This window comes from Aeromonas sp. S8(2024) (assembly GCF_041403085.1).
In the GTDB taxonomy this organism is placed as follows: Bacteria; Pseudomonadota; Gammaproteobacteria; order Enterobacterales; family Aeromonadaceae; genus Aeromonas; species Aeromonas dhakensis.
Map to the genome: position 1 here is coordinate 354,622 of NZ_JBGLRF010000002.1, position 18,961 is coordinate 373,582.

The 18,961-nt window shown below is 62.2% G+C and carries 17 protein-coding genes; 6 read left to right on the forward strand and 11 right to left on the reverse strand.

Going from position 1 to position 18,961, the window contains the following annotated elements; all coding sequences use genetic code 11:
- Positions 1-39: 39 nt before the first annotated feature.
- Entirely contained in the window at positions 40-420 is a 381-nt protein-coding gene (gene grcA, locus ACB031_RS06270) for an autonomous glycyl radical cofactor GrcA (protein ID WP_005298483.1), read from the reverse strand.
- Between the two features lie 865 nt (positions 421-1,285).
- Here grcA and ung point away from each other — a divergent pair.
- Positions 1,286-1,954, forward strand: coding sequence for a uracil-DNA glycosylase (gene ung / locus ACB031_RS06275; protein ID WP_017765029.1), 669 nt, complete (start codon positions 1,286-1,288; stop codon positions 1,952-1,954).
- Positions 1,955-2,076: 122 nt separating this feature from the next.
- Positions 2,077-2,625, forward strand: a complete 549-nt coding sequence (locus ACB031_RS06280) for a hemerythrin domain-containing protein (protein WP_017765030.1) — start codon at positions 2,077-2,079, stop codon at positions 2,623-2,625.
- A 51-nt stretch (positions 2,626-2,676) separates the two neighbouring features.
- On the opposite strand, the gene ACB031_RS06285 is transcribed toward ACB031_RS06280, so the two are convergent.
- Entirely contained in the window at positions 2,677-2,859 is a 183-nt protein-coding gene (locus ACB031_RS06285; protein WP_005298488.1) for a DUF3545 family protein, read from the reverse strand.
- A 160-nt stretch (positions 2,860-3,019) separates the two neighbouring features.
- Positions 3,020-3,970, reverse strand: coding sequence for a transaldolase (gene tal / locus ACB031_RS06290; RefSeq protein WP_026141265.1), 951 nt, complete (start codon positions 3,968-3,970; stop codon positions 3,020-3,022).
- A 743-nt stretch (positions 3,971-4,713) separates the two neighbouring features.
- On the opposite strand from tal, the gene ACB031_RS06295 reads away from it, so the two are divergent.
- On the forward strand, positions 4,714-6,156 hold the full coding sequence (locus ACB031_RS06295; RefSeq protein ID WP_005298492.1) for a sodium:alanine symporter family protein: 1,443 nt from the start codon (positions 4,714-4,716) through the stop codon (positions 6,154-6,156).
- Between the two features lie 75 nt (positions 6,157-6,231).
- Here ACB031_RS06295 and ACB031_RS06300 read toward each other — a convergent pair whose 3' ends face one another.
- Genes ACB031_RS06300 through ACB031_RS06310 form a run of 3 tightly spaced genes read right to left on the reverse strand, consistent with a single transcriptional unit; the run spans position 6,232 to position 10,098 of the window.
- Positions 6,232-8,205, reverse strand: coding sequence for a DUF3488 and DUF4129 domain-containing transglutaminase family protein (locus ACB031_RS06300; protein WP_371139207.1), 1,974 nt, complete (start codon positions 8,203-8,205; stop codon positions 6,232-6,234).
- Complete coding sequence (locus ACB031_RS06305; RefSeq protein ID WP_371139208.1) at positions 8,192-9,178, reverse strand: DUF58 domain-containing protein; 987 nt, start codon at positions 9,176-9,178, stop codon at positions 8,192-8,194. Before ACB031_RS06305 ends, ACB031_RS06300 begins: the two co-directional genes overlap by 14 nt.
- Positions 9,178-10,098, reverse strand: a complete 921-nt coding sequence (locus ACB031_RS06310) for a MoxR family ATPase (protein ID WP_005298498.1) — start codon at positions 10,096-10,098, stop codon at positions 9,178-9,180. Before ACB031_RS06310 ends, ACB031_RS06305 begins: the two co-directional genes overlap by 1 nt.
- A 218-nt stretch (positions 10,099-10,316) precedes the next feature.
- Here ACB031_RS06310 and ampC point away from each other — a divergent pair, with 218 nt between their 5' ends.
- Positions 10,317-11,474, forward strand: coding sequence for an FOX/MOX family class C beta-lactamase (ampC, locus tag ACB031_RS06315; protein ID WP_017778462.1), 1,158 nt, complete (start codon positions 10,317-10,319; stop codon positions 11,472-11,474).
- A gap of 557 nt (positions 11,475-12,031) precedes the next feature.
- Positions 12,032-13,534, forward strand: a complete 1,503-nt coding sequence (gene dtpB, locus ACB031_RS06320; protein ID WP_005303329.1) for a dipeptide/tripeptide permease DtpB — start codon at positions 12,032-12,034, stop codon at positions 13,532-13,534.
- Between the two features lie 45 nt (positions 13,535-13,579).
- On the opposite strand, the gene ruvX is transcribed toward dtpB, so the two are convergent.
- A complete protein-coding gene (gene ruvX, locus ACB031_RS06325; protein ID WP_005303327.1) occupies positions 13,580-14,002 on the reverse strand; it encodes a Holliday junction resolvase RuvX in 423 nt (140 codons plus the stop codon).
- 46 nt (positions 14,003-14,048) lie between these two features.
- Positions 14,049-14,603, reverse strand: coding sequence for a YqgE/AlgH family protein (locus ACB031_RS06330; protein WP_005303325.1), 555 nt, complete (start codon positions 14,601-14,603; stop codon positions 14,049-14,051).
- Positions 14,604-14,721: 118 nt separating this feature from the next.
- Between ACB031_RS06330 and ACB031_RS06335 the strand changes: the two genes are divergently transcribed.
- Positions 14,722-16,347, forward strand: a complete 1,626-nt coding sequence (locus ACB031_RS06335; RefSeq protein WP_267996604.1) for a methyl-accepting chemotaxis protein — start codon at positions 14,722-14,724, stop codon at positions 16,345-16,347.
- Positions 16,348-16,452: 105 nt separating this feature from the next.
- Here ACB031_RS06335 and gshB read toward each other — a convergent pair whose 3' ends face one another.
- From gshB to ACB031_RS06350, 3 genes are all read right to left on the reverse strand, one after another.
- Positions 16,453-17,406, reverse strand: a complete 954-nt coding sequence (gene gshB, locus ACB031_RS06340) for a glutathione synthase (RefSeq protein WP_005303321.1) — start codon at positions 17,404-17,406, stop codon at positions 16,453-16,455.
- 46 nt (positions 17,407-17,452) lie between these two features.
- On the reverse strand, positions 17,453-18,184 hold the full coding sequence (rsmE, locus tag ACB031_RS06345) for a 16S rRNA (uracil(1498)-N(3))-methyltransferase (RefSeq protein ID WP_017785228.1): 732 nt from the start codon (positions 18,182-18,184) through the stop codon (positions 17,453-17,455).
- 62 nt (positions 18,185-18,246) lie between these two features.
- Positions 18,247-18,948 (reverse strand): endonuclease, encoded by a 702-nt coding sequence (locus tag ACB031_RS06350; protein ID WP_371139209.1) that lies wholly within the window; start codon positions 18,946-18,948, stop codon positions 18,247-18,249.
- Between the last annotated feature and the right edge of the window lie 13 nt (positions 18,949-18,961).

The following is an 18,961-nucleotide window of genomic DNA, read 5'->3' on the forward strand; positions in this document are numbered from 1 at the left end:
TTGGGCCGTTTTTCATGATACCGGTTGGTGCAGAGCGACTTACAGGCTCTGGGTGAAGGTGCGGGTCACCACGTCACGCTGCTGTTCCGGGGTCAGTGCGTTGAAGCGCACGGCGTAACCGGAGACACGGATGGTCAGCTGCGGGTACTTTTCCGGGTTGGCGATGGCGTCTTCCAGGGTCTCGCGACGCAGGACGTTGACGTTCAGGTGCTGGCCACCTTCGACAGCCGGCTCGGCTTGTACCGGCAGTTCACGGTATTCGAACTGGCCCAGGTCGGAGAGGCTGACTTCCTGATCGGCGGCAAAGGCATCGCCCTTGGCGCAGATGCAGCGAGCCTGTTGCTTCTCTTCGTCCAGCAGCCAGAACGAGTTCAGCAGAGCGGCGTTGGCAGACTGGGTGATTTGGATGCCCTTGATCATGGTATGACTCCTCATAGGAAAGCGGATTCAACTGTAAGGACATTACCCTGATGTATTTAAACCACCGGGATGATTTAAAGGGCCCTTGCCTTACACCTTTACTTTGTTGGGTCATATATACCACGATGGTAATATTACGAAAATTGATCTAAATCAAAAAATATGCGATCTGCGTGGATGTGAAGGGATTAAATTATTGAGATTAATCAAAAATAGGTCATTTTTCTGATTATGGAAGATATCCAAATTATGCATCTTTCATTAATTAAATCTAGTAATTTAACTACATCTTTTCATGTTCCAGCCCGCTCGAAGCTGGATTCGCCATACAGTAGGTGAAGGGGATAAGCCAATGATGGGGATATGCCAAAAAGGTGAAGGAGAGGCTTAACCAAGGCAAGAGAGGGCGATAGGGGTCGACAGGCGAGCGGGAGAGTGGCCCTGCCATCGCCAGACGAGGCCATGGGGAGTCGCGTGGGAGTTCAGTGCCGACCTCTTGCTCACCCGAAGATGGCCAGCGGCGACCGAAAGGTGAGCGCGGTGGCCACGGCTTGGCCGGGAGAAGGAATCCGCAGGGGCATCCTGGTTGCGTCTTGGGGGCTGGCCCCCTATCCTGAGCCCCTTGCTGCATTAATGGGGGCAGGGGGCGCGTGCTGGCCGATTGGCCTGCGTAAAAGCAAGGTGACCCCGGGCCTGCCGTATTCATCGAGGATGGTGGCGTGCTGCGCTGTGCCCATGTGGGTGGACAGGGCGCAGGCCATCCATCCAGCCCTGTATATCGAGGAGAGAGGCGCATCGGCCTGCACGCACGAGCGGCCGGGTCGAAATAAGCGCCTCCCCCGACAGATTCAATGAGGAGATTGGGGTGCTGACCTGGACTGATGTGATTGGCTCCGAGAAGGAGCAGGACTATTTCAAGGCAACCCTGGCGACCGTCAGGAGCGAGCGGGAGGCGGGCAAGGTGATCTACCCGCCGGCCACCGACGTGTTCAACGCCTTCAAGCTGACCGAGCTGGATCAGGTCAAGGTGGTGATCCTGGGTCAGGATCCCTATCACGGTCCGAACCAGGCCCATGGCCTCTGCTTCTCCGTCCTGCCCGGCGTGCGTACGCCTCCCTCGCTGGTGAACATCTACAAGGAGATGCAGCGGGATCTGCCGGGTTTTGTCACACCCAATCACGGTTTTCTGGAGTCCTGGGCCACCCAGGGGGTATTGCTGCTCAATACGGTGCTGACGGTGCAGGCGGGCCAGGCTCACTCCCATGCCCATCTGGGCTGGGAAACCTTCACCGACCGTGTCATCGAGCAGATCAACGCCAGCTGTCAGGGGGTGGTCTTCCTGCTGTGGGGCGCCCACGCCCAGAAGAAGGGACGTTTCATCGACCGGAGCCGCCACCACGTGCTGAGTGCCCCCCATCCCAGCCCGCTCTCGGCCCATCGCGGCTTCATCGGCTGCGGCCATTTCTCCGAGACCAACCGCTTGCTGAGCCAGCAGGGGATGAGCCCCATCAACTGGCACTCGGTCTGCGAATAACGCGGGGCAGCATGCGCCACTGGCCGTTTTGTCTGCAGCTGACTTGATTGAGTGCAAAGTTGGCGCGATAAATGGCCGTATACTCGGATCAGAATCGTCTCATTTCAGCGCAAGGAGTGCCCATGTTAGCGAGTCTGCACAAGGATCATCTCAACATCGCCCGGTTGCTGGGTCTGCTCAAGCAGAAGCTGGCCGCCATTCGCAGCGAAGAAAGGGTCAGCTATTTCCTGATCCGCGACGTGGTGGATTACCTGCGGGAGGTATCGGACAAGTATCACCATCCGAAGGAAGACATCATCTATGACTACTACCTCAAGTACCGGGTAGTGGAAGGGGATGTGGCCAACCGGCTGCAACTGGAGCATGCCAAGCTGGTGGAGGCCGGTGCCGAGCTCAGGGAGATGGTGGAGATGATCCTGATGGATGCGGTCATTCCGCTCGATCAGTTCACCGCCAAGCTGGAGCAGTTCGTGGCGCTGCAGGAGGCGCACATGAACTACGAAGAGGGGGTCATCTTCCCCCATCTGCGCGACTCGCTGACCGAGGATGACTGGCGTCACCTCGAGCAGGTCTGGCAGAACCGCGCCATCGGGGATCCCCTGTTCGGGCCCGAGATCAGCCAGCACTTTCAGGATCTGGCCAGACGCCTGTCGCTGCCGATCTCTTCCTGAGGGTCGACACTCCCTTGAAAAACAAGGCCCCGGTTAACCGGGGCCTTGTTTTTACAACTCGATCTCGTCTGAGAGACCTTCGTAGGCGATGTCGATGGATTGCAGCTCCTTCTGCAGGCGATGCTTGTCTTTCAACGCCTCTATCTCACGCCATTTACGTTTCTTTCCCGTTGTCCCGCGGCTACGTGAACCGAGCTCAACTACATCTTCATAATCGAAGTTGAACATTTCCATGGCTCCCTCCTTGGTTATTCTCGTTTTCACCATCCGTATAACATACCGGCATTGAAAATAAAACGTTTTCGTGACGAACCCATGACAGCGGATCCTGCGCCCATAAAAAAACCGGGTGCCCTTGCGGGAACCCGGTTTTTGTCGGCAGATGGCGCAGCGATCAGAGGCGGCTGGCCAGCATGGTTTCCAGCTTGCCCTGGTCGATGGCAAACATGCGGATGCCTTCGCCCAGTTTCTCGTGAGCCATGGCGTCCTGGTTCAGTTCCCAGCGGAATTCGGCCTCGGTCATCGGGGTCGGTTTGGCCTTGCGCTCGCCGGTGTAGTCCAGTTTGCGTACCACGGCACCTTCCGCCTTGCTCAGCTCTTCCAGCAGGGCCGGGCCAATGGTCAGACGGTCGCAGCCGGCCAGTTCCAGGATCTCGCCGGTGTTGCGGAAGCTGGCACCCATAACCACGGTCGGGTAGTCGTGCTGCTTGTAGTAGTTGTAGATGGAGGTGACGGAGACCACGCCCGGATCTTCGCTGGCGGTGTAGTCACGGCCGTTCTTGGCCTTGTACCAGTCGAGGATGCGGCCCACGAACGGGGAGATCAGGAAGGCGCCGGCTTCGGCACAGGCACGAGCCTGGGCGAAGGAGAACAGCAGGGTCAGGTTGCACTGGATACCCTCTTTCTCCAGTACCTCGGCGGCACGGATCCCCTCCCAGGTGGAGGCCAGCTTGATCAGGATGCGATCGTTGCTGATGCCGGCGTCGTTGTAGAGACGGATCAGTTTGCGGGCCTTGGCGATGCTGGCCTCGGTGTCGAAGGAGAGACGGGCGTCTACTTCGGTGGAGATGCGGCCCGGGACGATCTTCAGCACTTCCAGACCGATGTTGACCGCCAACTTGTCGCCCGCGTCGATGATTTGCTGTGCCTTGTCCTGGCTCTGGGCCTTGGCCCAGGTGACGGCGTCTTCGATCAGCGGAGCGTACTCGGGGATCTCGGATGCCTTCAACACCAGAGAGGGGTTGGTGGTGGCATCGATGGGCTGGTAGCGCTTGATGGCTTCGATATCGCCGGTGTCGGCGACAACTGTGGTCAGGGCTTTCAGCTGGGTTAATTTATCGGCCATGGCAAATATCATCTCTTTATGAGGGCGCTCTCTCTTGGTGAGGACGCAGGCTCGGGGGTGGCGGGCGTGAGACGACAGTTCTGAAATAAAATTACAAAATCCCGGCGACTCAGGCTCAGAAAAGCGCGATGGGCAGGCCCCATCGTGATTGCCTGCCTAATTAATACGGATGTGGCGCATCCTGCAATAGGGGGGGCTGTATGCTTATCAGCCACTCCCTGGCGCAGGCGGGAAGGAGTGGATAAAAGTGTTTGATAAAAAACGACTTTTATCTGTTTTTTTGTCGCTGAAATTATCCTTCGTCAAAAACAACTTTTTTGGTTGATTATCTGTTTTGTGCCCTCGATCACATAAATTGTGTGGTCAGCCACTTGAAATTTTATTACGTGTAAAACGTTTGGCGAAACCGGGCCGTTTTGGCATCCCCGACGGGTAAACGCTTGCGTAATGGTTTGCCTCCTTTTTCCCGCTTCTACCTCTATGTAGATAATTGCCAAAAGGTTTTCTTATGGGTCTAATTTGTTGGCCGATTGATTGGATTCTCAGTTTTGTTGAAATTTTGCGAGTTAAATGAAGCTTTATTGCGCTAAAACGCTCGTTTTTTGTTTCCGTAGTGATCCCGATCACTATTCTGAACTCCTTCGCTATGCTAGATTCCGCCCCTTTAGTGAACCGCAAATTCAGAAATCGACAGCAAGGGGTCAGCGCAGACTGACCATGGATGTGATAACAACGAGAGAAATATGGACACCTTGATCGCAATGATTAACGACCTGATGTGGGGAGCCGTGCTCATCTACCTGCTCATCGGCGTCGGCATCTTCTTTACCTTCCGTCTGGGTTTTATCCAGGTCCGCCACTTCGGCCACATGTTTTCCGTTTTGCGCAACAGCCGCAAATCAGACAAGGCCGGTATCTCCTCCTTCCAGGCCCTCTGTACCAGCCTTGCCGCCCGCGTCGGCACCGGCAACCTGGCCGGTGTGGCGGTGGCCATCTATCTGGGTGGCCCGGGCGCCATCTTCTGGATGTGGCTGATCGCCTTCATCGGCATGGCGACCGCCTTCGTCGAAAGCACCCTGGCCCAGCTCTACAAGGTCAAGGATGAGGATGGCAACTACCGTGGCGGCCCAGCCTACTACATGGAGAAGGGACTCGGCATGCGCTGGATGGGGGTGCTGTTCTCGCTCTGCCTGATCCTGGCGTTCGGTCTGGTGTTCAACGCGGTGCAAGCCAACTCCATCAGCCTGGCGATGAACGTGGCCTTCGGCATCCCCGACTGGGTCAGTGGTCTGGCACTGGTGGTGCTCTCCGGCCTCATCATCTTCGGCGGCATCCGCGGCATCGCGCGCTTCGCCGAGCTGGTGGTGCCCTTCATGGCACTGGCCTACATCCTGATGGCACTGTTCGTGGTGCTGGTCAACATTCACGAGTTGCCGGGCGTGTTCAGCCTCATCATCAAGTCCGCTCTCGGTCTTGAGCAGGCAGGCTCGGGTGCGCTGGGTTACGCTATCTCCCAGGCGATGATCAACGGCATCAAGCGCGGCCTCTTCTCCAACGAAGCGGGCATGGGCTCCGCCCCCAACGCCGCCGCAACTGCGACCCCCTATCCGCCGCACCCGGCCTCCCAGGGCTATGTGCAGATGCTGGGGGTGTTCCTCGACACCATCGTCATCTGTACCTGTACTGCCGCCATCATCCTGATGTCCGGCCAGTTTGAGCCTGGCTCAGGCATCACAGGTGTTGAGCTGACCCAGCGGGCGCTCTCTTCCCAGATCGGTGGCGGTGGCAACATCTTCATCGCGGCGGCCATCTTCTTCTTCGCCTTCACCTCCATCGTGGCGAACTACTCCTACGCCGAGACCAACCTGGTGTTCCTTGAGCACAACCACAAGGGCGGCCTGATGCTGTTCCGCCTGTTCGTGCTGGGTATGGTGATGTTCGGCTCGGTGGGCGAGCTGCCGACCGTGTGGGCCATGGCGGATGTCTCCATGGGACTGATGGCCATCGTCAACCTGGTGGCCATCCTGCTGCTCTCCGGGGTAGCCATCAAGCTGGCCAAGGATTACAACGACCAGCTCAAGCTGGGCAAGCTGCCCACCTTCGACGCCAACAAGTACCCCGAGATCCGCAGCCAGCTGGAAGAGGGGATCTGGGACAATCCGGCGCAAAACAGCAAGCAGGCATAAGCCTCGCAGTCGCCGTTGTCTGATAACAAGGGGAGCCATGGGCTCCCCTTTTGTTTGGGCGCCGTTTCATCGCAGTCAGCTGTGGGCATCCCAGCGCCGGCAGATTTGGTGCAGCCGGCGCCGCAACTGGTGCAGGGTGCGTTGGCGCTGCGTGGGAGACAGCGGGGCATAACGCCAGCGCCGGTAGAGCCAGGCCCCCTGTCGCAGCGGCCGCGCCAGCAAGGGGCTGAGATCGGCGAGGCGCTCGCACCAGCTGGCCAGGCTCTCCCCCGCCTGCGGTTGCCAGCCGTGGCGGGCGGCGCGCCGGCGCAGGGGCTGCCATAGCCGCAGTCTCGCCGGGGTCGGGCCACGCCAGAGCAGCAGCCCGCCCACCAGAGTCGCCACCCCCGACAGGGCGGTCAGAATAAGCCAGTGGGTATGGCCTGAGAGCGCCGGCCAGCGTTGTCCCAGCTGTTGCCACAGGCTGGCCGCATCATAGTTGAGTACCCAGCGGGTCCATTGATAATCGAGGTTGGCCCCCCACCAGCGCAGCTGGTTGAGCAGGGCCCAGTTGCGATAGCGCTGCAAAGAGAGCGGGTCAGCGGCGGCGAACTCGCCAGCCAGGGCCGCCGGCACGCCCCCCTCGATGCGCTGGGGCGCCACCGCGGCGGTGGGATCGAGCTGCTGCCAACGGTTCTGCTCATCCAGATACTCCACCCAGGCGTGGGCATCGAACTGGTGTACCTCCAGATAGTTGCCCCTCGGATTCCACTCGCCGCCAAGGTAGCCGGTCACCAGCCGGGCGGGGATGCCGGCCGCCCGCAGCACGAAGGCGGTGGCCATGGCGTAGTGACCGCAAAAACCGCGCCGGCTCTCGAACAGAAAATCATCCACCCCGTCCTGTCCCAGCCGTGGCGGCTGCAGGGTGTAGTAGAAGTTGCCTTGGCGAAACTCGCCCAGCAGGGCGGCGGCGAGCGCCTCCGGCGTCGGATGGCGGGCCTTGAGTTGCAGGGCGTGGGCCCGTGCCTTGGGGTTGCCGGTGGCGGGCAACTGCAGGTTGAGCTGGCGGACCGCCTGGCTGGCGGGCAGCGCCGTGGCGGCCGTGCTGACCCGGTAGCTGACGCGGCCATCCCCCCTATCCTGGCGATAGAGGGTGGCGAGGGGGCTCAAGGTGACCGGGCCGCTCAACACCTCGGGGTTGGCCAGGGCCAGGGTCCAGCGGTGGCGCTGGGGCTCGGCGATCACTTGATAGCCGCCGGCAGGCAGCGGCGTAGCAGGGTTGGCCGCCGGCTGCGTCTGCACGGATTGGGACTGTTGCCAGCGGCGCACCTCATCGCTTAACAACCAGCGGCGGCCATCGAACAGCTCCTGGCGCATCAGCGGGAAGTAGCGCTCCTGCGGCAGGGGGGGCGCTGAGGCGAAGCTGATGCGAAAAGCCAGCTCGGAGGAGTTGACCAGCTCGCTGATGTCGCCGGGGGCCACCTCCTCCGAGAGGCCGGAGAGGGCGCGGTTGCTGCTTGGCATCTGCCAGAGCGGCGGTAGCCTTGGCAGCAGCAGGAACAGGGTGAGCAGCAGGGGCGCGGCCAGCAGCAGGGTGACGCCGGCGCGCAGCCACAGCCGTCGGCCGAGAGGCTGCACCGCCGCCAGCAGGGTGGTGACTGCCAACCAGAGCGCCCCCGCCATCGCCAGGGCCCAGCCCATGCTTTGCCGTTGCACCAGCGCCAGCGCGACCAGAAAGAAGGCGAGCAGCAGCACCTGCTCCACATCCCGCTCCCGCCGTACCTCGATGAGCTTGAGGCCGTAACCGAGCCAGAGCAGGTTGATGAGGGCCGGCAGGGTGCCGAGCTGGCGCCACTGCCAGCCCAGCAGCGCCACGCCCAGTATGGCCAGCAGTGCCAGCACGGCGGCGGGCGGCGGGCGCCAGCCCCGCCACAGCATCATGGCCCGCACGCCCAGGGCAAGCAGCGAGACGGCCATCACCCAGAGCTGCAGCTGGGGCCAAAGGGCCGGGATCAGCAGCAACTGCAGTAGGGCGAGCAGCGGCAGCAGGCTCCGGTTATCGAGCAGCATCGAGGTCTGTCTCCGGCATCGGCTCCCGGGCGTCGAAGCGGGCCAGTGCCAGTTGGCAGCGCTGCAAAAAGGCGGGGCCGCTGTCCGGCCCGAGCGTTCGGCCCGCCAGGGTCAGGCTGAAGGGAATGCCCCGTTTGGCATAGTCGCCACACCACCAGGCGAGCACCGCCAGCCTCGCTTCGAGATCCTGGCCGCCAACCCGGGAGAGGGAGAGGTGGGTATCATCCTGTCCCGGCTCGCAGAACTGCTTCACCAGCAGGCCGCGCCCCTGGGCGAGCTGTTTCCAGGCGACCCGGCTGAGCGGCTCCCCGCTCTGGTGGGCCCGCAGCATGTCGAAATCTCCCATCGAGGCCGGGGTGGGTTGTCCCCGGTTGCCCGCCGCGTCGGTCGCGGCCTCCCCGCGCAATGGGCCGTACGCCGGGGCCGGGGCGAGCCAGCCCTCCAGTTGCAAATCCAGCAGCGACCAGCAGCGAAACAGGCCGAGGGGGTAGTGGCTCTCCACCCGCAGCCTCTCCAGCGGCAGGCGCCCGCGCCGGGTACCCAGCACCGGCAGGAGCAGGGGGTGGGGCACCGCATCCACCTGCGCCAACCAGAGCCGCCCTTCATTGAGGGAAAACTGCAGTGCCTGCAGCGGCCGTTCGCTGCGCACCGTGATGCGTATGGGCAAGGGGCTGCCCACCTCTCCCAGCACGGCAGGCCCCCCCAGCAGGGCCAGCCCCAGCAGGTTGCGGTGGGTGAGCCACATGGTGACCATGAACAGGCTGCCGAGGCCGTAGGCCAGCAGCAATACCAGGTTGTTCTGGTAGTTGGTGCCGAGCAGATAGATGGCCAGCATCACCAGCAGATAGCAGAGGCCGAGCCGGGTAGGCAGAATGAACAGGCAGCGCCCCTGCAGGGTGAGCTGGCGCGCCGGCGGGATGCGCCTGGCCAGCCAGCCTTGCTGCCACCTGGCTCTGCGCTGGCGCCAGTTCATCAGGGGCGATCCGGATCGACCCGGGCCAGCAGGCGCTGGCTGAGCGGGCAGGCTTCACCGCGCTGCACCCCGAAGCTGCCCCTGAGCCTGTGCTCGGCCACGTAGGGGAAGACCGCCTGCACATCCTCCACGCTGACGAAGCGGCGGCCCGCCACCAGCGCCCAGGCCCGGCTCACCGCCAGCAGGGTCTGGGCGGCGCGGGGCGAGAGCGGCTGCGGCAGCTCGGCGTCGAAGCGGCTCTGCTGCACCAGTGCCAGCAGGTAGTCGAGGGTGGCATCGGCGAGGTGGATCTGCGCCGCCTCGGCCTGCAGGGCGGCAAGATCTGCGGCATCGAGCTGGCGTTCGAGGGGGGCGCTCTGGCTGGCCCCACGCAGCAGCCGCCGCTCCGCCTCCGGGGTCGGAAAGCCCAGAGAGAGGCGCACCGCGAAGCGATCGAGCTGGGATTCCGGCAAGGGGTAGGTGCCCGATTGATCCGCCGGGTTCTGGGTAGCGATGACGAAGAAGGGGGAGGGGAGCGGGTGGCTCTGCCCCTCGATGCTCACCTTGCCCTCGGCCATGGCCTCCAGCAGGGCGCTCTGCACCTTGGGGCTGGCGCGGTTGATCTCGTCCGCCAGCAACACCTGGGCAAAGACGGGGCCGGGATGAAAGCGAAACTGCTGCTGCTGGGGGTCAAAGATCTGCAGCCCCAGCAGGTCGGCCGGCAGCAGGTCGGCGGTGAACTGCACCCGCCGGCAGTCGAGCCCCAGCACCTGCGCCAGGGCGTGGGCCAGGGTGGTCTTGCCCATGCCGGGCAGATCCTCGATCAGCAGGTGGCCGCGGGCCAGCAGGGTCACCAGGGCAATCTTGAGCTGCAGCGGCTTGCCCAGGATCACCTGCTCCAGCGCCGTCAGCAGCCGGGTTATCTGTGGTTGTGTCTGCACGGGTGCCTCCCCTCGGTGTCGTTGCCCCTACAGCTTATACGCCAGCGGCATGACAAGGGGGACAAGTCATGGATAACTCATTGAATCTGGATGGTTTGGTTGGCAACTTCACATCGGCTTCACAGAACCTCATATTCCACACATGATTCGAAGATATGCTCTCACCACTGCTAGTTATTGAGTCAGCAAACCTACATATAGATTTAGGAGAGGGTTCTATGAAACAACGAAAAACCATCCTGTGGGGGGCCGTGGCCACTCTGATGTGGACCGGTCTGGCCCATGCCGAAGCCATTTCACCGGCCGAGCCCCTGCGCTCCGTGGTAGATGCCAGCATCCAACCGTTGCTCAAAGAGCAACGGATCCCGGGCATGGCGGTGGCAGTGCTCAAGGATGGCAAGGCTCACTACTTCAACTACGGGGTTGCCGAGCTGGCGACGGGGAAGAAGGTCAGCGAGCAGACCCTGTTCGAGGTCGGTTCGGTCAGCAAACCTCTGACCGCAACCCTGGGGGCCTACGCCGTGATCAAGGGGGCGATGAAACTCGATGACAAGGCAAGCCGGCACGCCCCCTGGCTCAAGGACTCCGCCTTTGATGGCATCACCATGGCCGAGCTTGCCACTTACAGTGCCGGGGGCCTGCCGCTGCAATTCCCCGACGAGGTGGAGTCGCTCGAGCAGATGCAGGCTTACTATCGCCAATGGACGCCGGCCTATCAGCCGGGCAGCCATCGTCAGTACTCCAACCCCAGTATCGGCCTGTTCGGCTATCTGGCGGCGAGCAGTCTGCAGCAGCCGTTTGCCCAGTTGATGGAGCAGACCCTGCTGCCCGGACTGGGGATGCATCACTCCTATATCAATGTGCCGAAGCAGGCGATGGCGAACTACGCCTATGGTTATTCGAAAGAGGACAAGCCCATCAGGGTCAATCCCGGCATGCTGGCCGATGAGGCCTACGGCATCAAGACCAGCTCGGCGGATCTGCTCGCCTTCGTGAAGGCTAACGTCAACGGGGTGGATGACAAGGGGTTGCAGCAGGCCATCGCCTTGACCCACCAGGGGCACTACTCGGTAGGCGGGATGACCCAGGGGCTGGGCTGGGAGAGCTACCCCTATCCAGTCAGTGAGCAGACGCTGCAGGTTGGGAACTCCCGCGAGGTGAGTTTCAAGGGCAATCCTGTCAAAGGATTCAAGGCGCCGGTTACATTTGGTGAGGCGCGGCTCTACAACAAGACCGGCTCGACCAGCGGCTTTGGTGCCTATGTGGCCTTCGTGCCGGCCAAGGGGGTGGGCATCGTCATGCTGGCCAACCGCAGTTATCCCATCCAGGAGAGGGTAAAGGCGGCCCACGCCATCCTGAGCAAGCTGGCTCCCTGAGTCGGCACTGGCCGCGGGTCACGGCGCCATTTGCCGCGACCCACCTGTTCTGAAAAAACGCCGGGCTTTGCCCGGCGTTGTCATCTGGTCTGGGAGCAGCAGCAAAACAAAGACCCGTTTGAGATTAACAAAACTAATCCTGCCATATTGGAAAACTTCACTGATAGTGTAGTTACAAGTGTGATCTACGGCTTATTTGCTTCAAATATAGTTAATTATCATAAATAGTGATGATTGCTCGATGTTTTAACGTTATGCGGTGAATGCCGGGCCATCTTGACTGGAAGCGAGTCGCGGCAGGAGAGGAAGGCCCGTTCGATCCCCCATTTTTGGTTGCCCGCCGATATTCGGTCTGCCGCCAGCAAGGGGTCGATGACCCGAGCAGGGAGGTTCATGGCATGGCGAAAACCATCGCCCCCTCAACATCACCCCATCCGGGCCAGCCGGCCTGTTCCCCCTTTCGTCTGCATCGCGGCAGCAAGCTTGCGACCCCTGGCCAACCCGGCTGCGGGGCCGCTCACATGAATAAGAAAATACATACAGACAGGTAGGTTAGCATGCGTCCATCCACCCCGACCGGGTTGTTGCAACAACCCAAACCCTTTTTCATGATCTTCTTCGTCGAGCTCTGGGAGCGTTTCGGCTATTACGGCGTACAGGGCCTGCTGGCGGTGTTCTTCGTCCAGCAGTTGGGCTTTTCCCAGGAGCAGTCCTTCATCACCTTCGGTGCCTTCTCGGCGCTGGTGTACGGCCTCATCTCGGTGGGCGGTTACGTGGGTGACCATATTCTGGGGACCAAGCGCACCATGGTGCTGGGGGCCATTGTACTGGTCATCGGCTACTTCATGACCGGCATGTCCATCTACAACCCCGACCTCATCTTCTATGCACTGGGCACCATCGCCGTCGGCAACTGCCTGTTCAAGGCCAACCCCGCCAGCCTGCTCGCCAAGTGCTACGAGCCCGGTGATCCCCGACTGGATGGCGCCTTCACCCTGTTCTACATGTCGATCAACGTCGGCTCGCTCATCTCCCTGTCGCTGGCTCCCGTGGTGGCCGATCACTACGGCTACACAGTGACCTACAACCTGTGCGGGGTCGGCCTGGTGATCGCCCTGCTCACCTTCTTCGCCTGCCGCCGCATGGTCAAGGGGATAGGCTCGGCCCCCGACCACCTGCCGCTCGACTACGGCAAGCTGCTGCTGGTGCTGCTGGGCTCGGTCGCTCTGGTCTTCTTCTGCGCCTGGCTGATGCACCACGTGGTGATCGCCAACATGGTGCTGATGACGGTGACCCTGGCCGTGGTGGTCTTCTTCTTTCGCGAGGCGTTCAAGCTCGACAGCGTCGGGCGCAACAAGATGTACGTGGCCTTCGTGCTGATGCTGGAGGCGGTGGTGTTCTACGTGCTCTATGCCCAGATGCCGACCTCGCTCAACTTCTTTGCCATCAACAACATGCACCATGAAATGCTGGGGGTGACCGTCAACCCGGTCAGCTTCCAGGCGCTCAACCCCTTCTGGGTGGTGTTGGGCAGCCCGGTGCTGGCGATGATCTATACACGGCTGGGCAGCCAGGGGCGGGATCTCACCATGCCGCTCAAGTTCACCCTGGGCATGCTGTTCTGCTCCCTCGGTTTTCTCACCGCGGCGGCGTCCGGCATCTGGTTTGCCGATGCGCAGGGGCTCACCTCACCCTGGTTCATGGTGCTCATCTATCTGTTCCAGAGTCTGGGGGAGCTGATGATCAGCGCCCTGGGGCTGGCCATGGTGGCGGCGCTGGTGCCGCAGCGGCTGATGGGCTTCATCCTTGGTATGTGGTTCCTGACCCAGGCGATGGCCTCCCTGCTCGGGGGCTATGTGGCGACCTTTACCGCGGTGCCGCAAGGGGTGACGGATCCGCTGCAGACCCTGCCCATCTACACGGACGTGTTTGGCAAGATTGGTCTGGTGACCCTGCTGGTGGCGGGGGTGATGGGGCTGATGGTGCCCTGGCTCAACCGCATGATGCAGGCCGGTGAGCGCCATGGCGAGGAGGAGGAACTGTCGCAGGCCAAGGCCTGAGAGGGGCAGAAGGGGTGAGGCGCACGAGCGCCTCACCCCGGCAGATCAGTCGTATTGCTCTTCCATCCAGGCTTCCAGGATGAGCTGGGCGGAGACGCCATCCACGCTCCCCTTCTCCAGCGCCCTATAGCCACCCTGTTCGAACAGGCGGGCGCGGGCATCGGTAGTGGTGAGCCGCTCGTCCTTGAACTCCACCTGCTTGCCGAAGCGGCCGTGCAGGCGGTTGCCGAACTTGCGGGCGCGCACCGTGATCTCCTGCTCGGTGCCGTCCATGTTGAGCGGCAGACCCACCACCAGCAGGTCCGGTTGCCACTCCTTGAGCAGCTTGTCTATTTCGTCCCAGTTGGGGATGCCGTCGTTGGCCTTGAGGGCGCGCAGCGGGCGGGCCGTGCCGGTGAGCTCCTGACCGATGGCGACCCCTATGCTCTTGGTGCCGTAGTCAAAGCCCATGATACTGCGTGATGACATTGGGTAATTTCCTCAGAATGCGTCGCAAATTGCACAGCAGATTGCATCAGCCGTGGCCGATGTCGCTGGACAGGTGAACGGGATTGACCCCGATGCTGGCGGCGGCGCGTTGCCAGCGCTGGTGGATGGGGGTCTTGAACACCAGATCCGGATTGGGGGGGATCACCAGCCAGGCGCCGTCCACCAGCTCCTGTTCCAGTTGCCCCGCGCTCCAGCCGGCGTAACCGAGCGCCACCAGCCAGTGCGCCGGTGCCTCCTCGGTACCCAGGGTCTCCAGTATGTCCTTGGAGGTGGTGACCATCAGCTCGTCCCCCACCTGCAGGGTGGAGTTGAAACCGGGGCGGAAGCTGTGCAGCACGAAGCCGCGATCGGCGTGAACCGGCCCCCCCTGCAGCACCGGCTGCTTGAGTTCCGGGTTGGCGGGCGGTGCCAGCTTGAGCTGATCCAGCATGGTCTCCAGCGACATGTCCACCGGAATATTGACCACCAGCCCCATAGCGCCCTCTTCGTTGTGCTCGCACAGATAGACCAGCGAGCGCTCGAAATAGGGGTCGGTGAGGCTCGGCATGGCGAGCAGGAAGTGATTTTGCAGTGTTTGCATATGGGCCAAATATTGCAAAGGTATTTGCAGTCAATTATGGCAGCTCGCTTCGTCTGGCAAAACCGCTTTTTGGGCGGCCGGCTCAGACCAGTCAATCTGTTTCAGTGGAGAGAAAGCCATGGAAGGTATTTCAATCAGGCAGAAGTTGATCCTGGGCTGTGTGGTTCCCCTGCTGGCGCTGTTGCTGCTGGTCATAGGAGCAACCCAGGCGATGTCCCGGCTGATGACCGGCATCAACGCCATGTATCAGGGGGAGGTGGTCCAGCTCAAGGAGCTCAAGCAGATCGCCGATCTCTATGCGGTCAAGGTGATCGATGCCGCCAACAAGGCCAACGTCGGGGGCTTCGAACCGGCCCGCTCCAAGGCCGATATGAGCGCCGCCCAGCAGGAGATCGCCACCATCTGGCGCCAGTATCGCAGCCACGACATGAGTGACGAGGAGCGCAGGCGGGCGGACAAGGTGGAGGCGCTGTTTGCCGCCGCCAACCGGGAGATAGAAAAGGTGATGGGGCTGCTGGAGGGCTCGCCGGGCGCACACAACGCGGCGCTTGCCGCCGCCATCATGCCGCTCTATCAGGTGATCGACCCGGTCAGCGATGCGGTGAGCGATCAGGTGGCGTTCCAGCTAAAAGAGGCGGAAGAGAACGTGGCCGAGCTCAACCAGCTCAGGCAGCAGCTGACCCAGCTGTTTGTCGCGCTGTTTGTGGTGGTGGGGGGCTGTGTGCTGTTTATCGGGGTTTGGGCCGGGCGCAGCGTCAGCCAGCCGCTGGCGGCCATGGGGCAGATCCTGCGCGGCATGCAGACGGATCTCGACTTGAGCCGGCTGGCTCCCGTGCTGCGCAAGGATGAGATGGGCAGTCTGGCGCACTCCCTCAACGAGGTGATCCGCCATTTCCGTGGCCTCATCGCCCAGATCAACGAGACTGCCGAGCAGCTTGCCAGGGCCTCGGCCCAGCTGGCCCATATCGGGGTCGAGAGCCGCCAGCGGTTTGCCCAGCAGCAGGCGGAGACGGATCAGACCGCGACCGCCATGAACCAGATGAGCAGCACGGTAGCCGAGGTGGCCAACAGCTCCAACCAGGCGGCCGATGCGGCCCGTCATGCCGACGACAGCGCACGGCACGGCCACCAGATCGTGGAGGATGCCATTGCGCGCATGTCACACCTCTCCTCCCAGATCCAGAACACGGCGGCCATGATCACCCAGCTGGCAGATGACAGCCGGGACATCGGCAGCGTGATGGACGCCATTCGCGGTATCGCCGAGCAGACCAACCTGCTGGCCCTCAACGCCGCCATCGAGGCGGCGCGGGCAGGGGATCAGGGGCGCGGCTTTGCGGTGGTGGCCGACGAGGTGCGCACCCTGGCCCAGCGTACCCAGCGCTCCACCGAAGAGATCGGCAAGACCATCGTCAAGTTGCAGCAGGGGGCCAATCAGGCGGCCAGCAGCATGGAGCAGGGGCTGGAGCAGGTGGAAGAGTCCAACCGTACCGTGCTGGCCTGTGGTCAGGCGCTCGGCGAGATAGTCAGCTCGGTCAACGTGATCAACGAGATGAATACCCAGATTGCCACGGCGGCGGAGGAGCAGAGCAAGGTGGCCGAGGAGATCACCCGCAACGTGGTCAACATCGCCCATATCGCGACCGAATCGACCGGGGCGGCCACCCAGCTCAACCAGAACTGTCACGAGCTGGAGCAGTTGTCGGGGGATCTCAAGGAGAAGGTGGGGCAATTCCGCTGCTGAGGGGACTGACGCTGGATAGATGGATTGATAGATGGATAGAAAAGAGGCGGCCCAGGGGCCGCCTCTTTTGTTTATAGTCTGTCGTCACTGCTGGGCTGGGACGGCTTAAGCCTTGGCCAGCCGGCGCTCGATGGCATCCATCAACATGCCGGTGATGTGCACGTCGAAGGCCGCTTCAATCTCGCGGATGCAGGTGGGGCTGGTGACGTTAATCTCGGTCAGCCGATCGCCGATGATGTCGAGGCCGACGAAGATGAGCCCCTTCTCTTTCAACGTCGGGCCCACCGCGCGGGCGATGGCCCAGTCCGCCTCGCTCAGGGGACGCGCCTCGCCACGGCCGCCGGCCGCCAGGTTGCCACGGGTTTCCCCTTGGGCCGGGATGCGGGCCAGGCAGTAAGGTACCGGCTCACCGTCCACCACCAGCACCCGCTTGTCGCCATCCTTGATGGCGGGCAGATAGGTCTGCGCCATGCAGTATTGGCTGCCGTGAGCGGTGAGGGTCTCGATGATGACGCCGACGTTGGCGTCATCCTCCTTCATGCGGAAGATGGAGGCGCCGCCCATGCCGTCCAGCGGCTTGAGGATCACGTCCTTGTGCTGGGCGTGGAAGGCGCGCAGCTTGTCGGCGCGGCGGGTCACCAGCGTGGTCGGGGTGTGTTCGGCAAACCAGGCGGTGTAGAGCTTCTCGTTGGCGTCGCGCAGGCTCTGGGGCTTGTTGACGATGAGGCAGCCCTCATCCTCGGCCCGCTCCAGCATGTAGGTGGCGTAGATAAATTCGGTGTCGAAGGGGGGATCCTTGCGCATCAGGATCACGTCCAGGCTGGAGAGCGGCTGATCCACCACCTCGCCGAGGCTATACCAGTCGGCATAGTCATATTTGACGGTGAGCGGACGCATGGTGCCGAAGGCGCGACCGGCCTCCATGTAGAGATCCTTCATCTCCAGATAGAAGAGCTCGTAGCCGCGCTTTTGCGCCTCTTCGAGCATGGCGAAGCTGGAGTCCTTCTTGATGTTGATGGCCGAGATGGGGTCCATCACGATGCCGAGTTTAATGGTCATCCGCTGTTCCTTCTGTAGAGGAGCCCGCCTTGGCAGGCTCCGGGAGTTAGGCCAGATCGCCGAAGCGGCACTGCAGCGCAGTAATCGCGGTGAGGGCTGCGGTTTCGGTGCGCAGCACCCGCGGCCCCAGCAGCATCTCTTTGAAATCTTCCTGCACGGTACGGGCGATCTCGTCGCTCGACAAGCCCCCTTCCGGGCCGATCAGCAGCCGCACGCCGTGCTCAGGGATTGGCAGGGTGTTGATGCTGTACGGGGCGCGCGGGTGCAGGTTGAGCTTGAGCTCCTGGGTCTCTTCCGCCAGCCAGGCGTCCAGCTCCATCGGCATGCGCACCTCGGGCACGGTATTGCGGCCACACTGCTCGCAGGCGCTGATCACCACCTTCTGCCACTGTTCGCGTTTTTTCTCCAGCCGATCGGCCGGCAGCTTGACGCCGCAGCGCTCGGAGAAGAGCGGGGTGATGCAGGTGACGCCGAGCTCCACCGATTTCTGGATGGTGAAGTCCATCTTGTCGCCGCGACTGATCACCTGACCCAGGTGGATGGCCAGCGGTGACTCTACCGAGCGCTGCTCGCAGCTGTCGATGGTCACCTCCACCGACTTCTTGCCCACATTGGCGATGGTGGCGGGGTACTGGTTGCCGTCGCCGTTGAACAGCTCGAGCTGCTGACCCGGCTGCATGCGCAGTACCCGGCCGATGTGGTTGGCGCCGTCTTCCGACAGGGCGAGGGTCTGGCCCACCTGCAGGGCGGCCGGTTCATAGATACGTGGAATGCGCATGGCTCAGTGTCAGTCTCTGGTTCAAGAAGAGGGGGTTTAAATCCCTGTGTCCATAGATGGGGTTATTGGCACTGCTTTTCAATAAAGGGGTTGGTATTGCCCTGCAGCTTGCCGATGCGGCGGTTGCGCTCGCACTCCCAGCCGTCGGCCGGGTACTGCCTGTCCCAGGCTTCGAACAGTTTACGCTGTTGCGCCGCCAGACGCAGCCCATACTGCTGGCTCATGTAGAGGTAGGCACGGGCGATCTGGCCGCGTACCGGCCCCTTGGGCGGCTGCACTTGGCGATTTTTGAAGTCCACCAGCATCTGGCACTGACCGTACTGATCCGGGGTGCCGTTCCAGTCGGAGAAGCGGAAGTTGGCCCGATCGCCGTTCACCTCGCCAACGGCGGGGAAGAGGTTGTGCATATCCCCCTCCATCTGGTTGAACTCGTCGCTCTTGCCGCAGTTCTTGCGGCCCCCCTGCTGCCAACACTTGAGCTGGTGGCCGAACTCCCAGGCCGGCACCACGTGTTCCCACTCGATGCGGGCGGCACGCTTGGGCTGCTTGCGCGGCTCATAGCCGCAGCTGGCCAGATCCGGGCTCATTTTCTTGCCCTGATAGTCGATGTTGCAGCCGCAGTAGATGGTGGTGACAGCGGGCTGGCTCTGGTAGAGCTTGACCAGATCCTGCTTGGCTTCGCGAAAGGTCTGGGCATGCAGGGGCGCGCTGAGCAGCGGCAAACCGGCCAGCAGGGCCAGGGCGAGGGAAGAGATGAGACGCATGGGATTCCTTGCA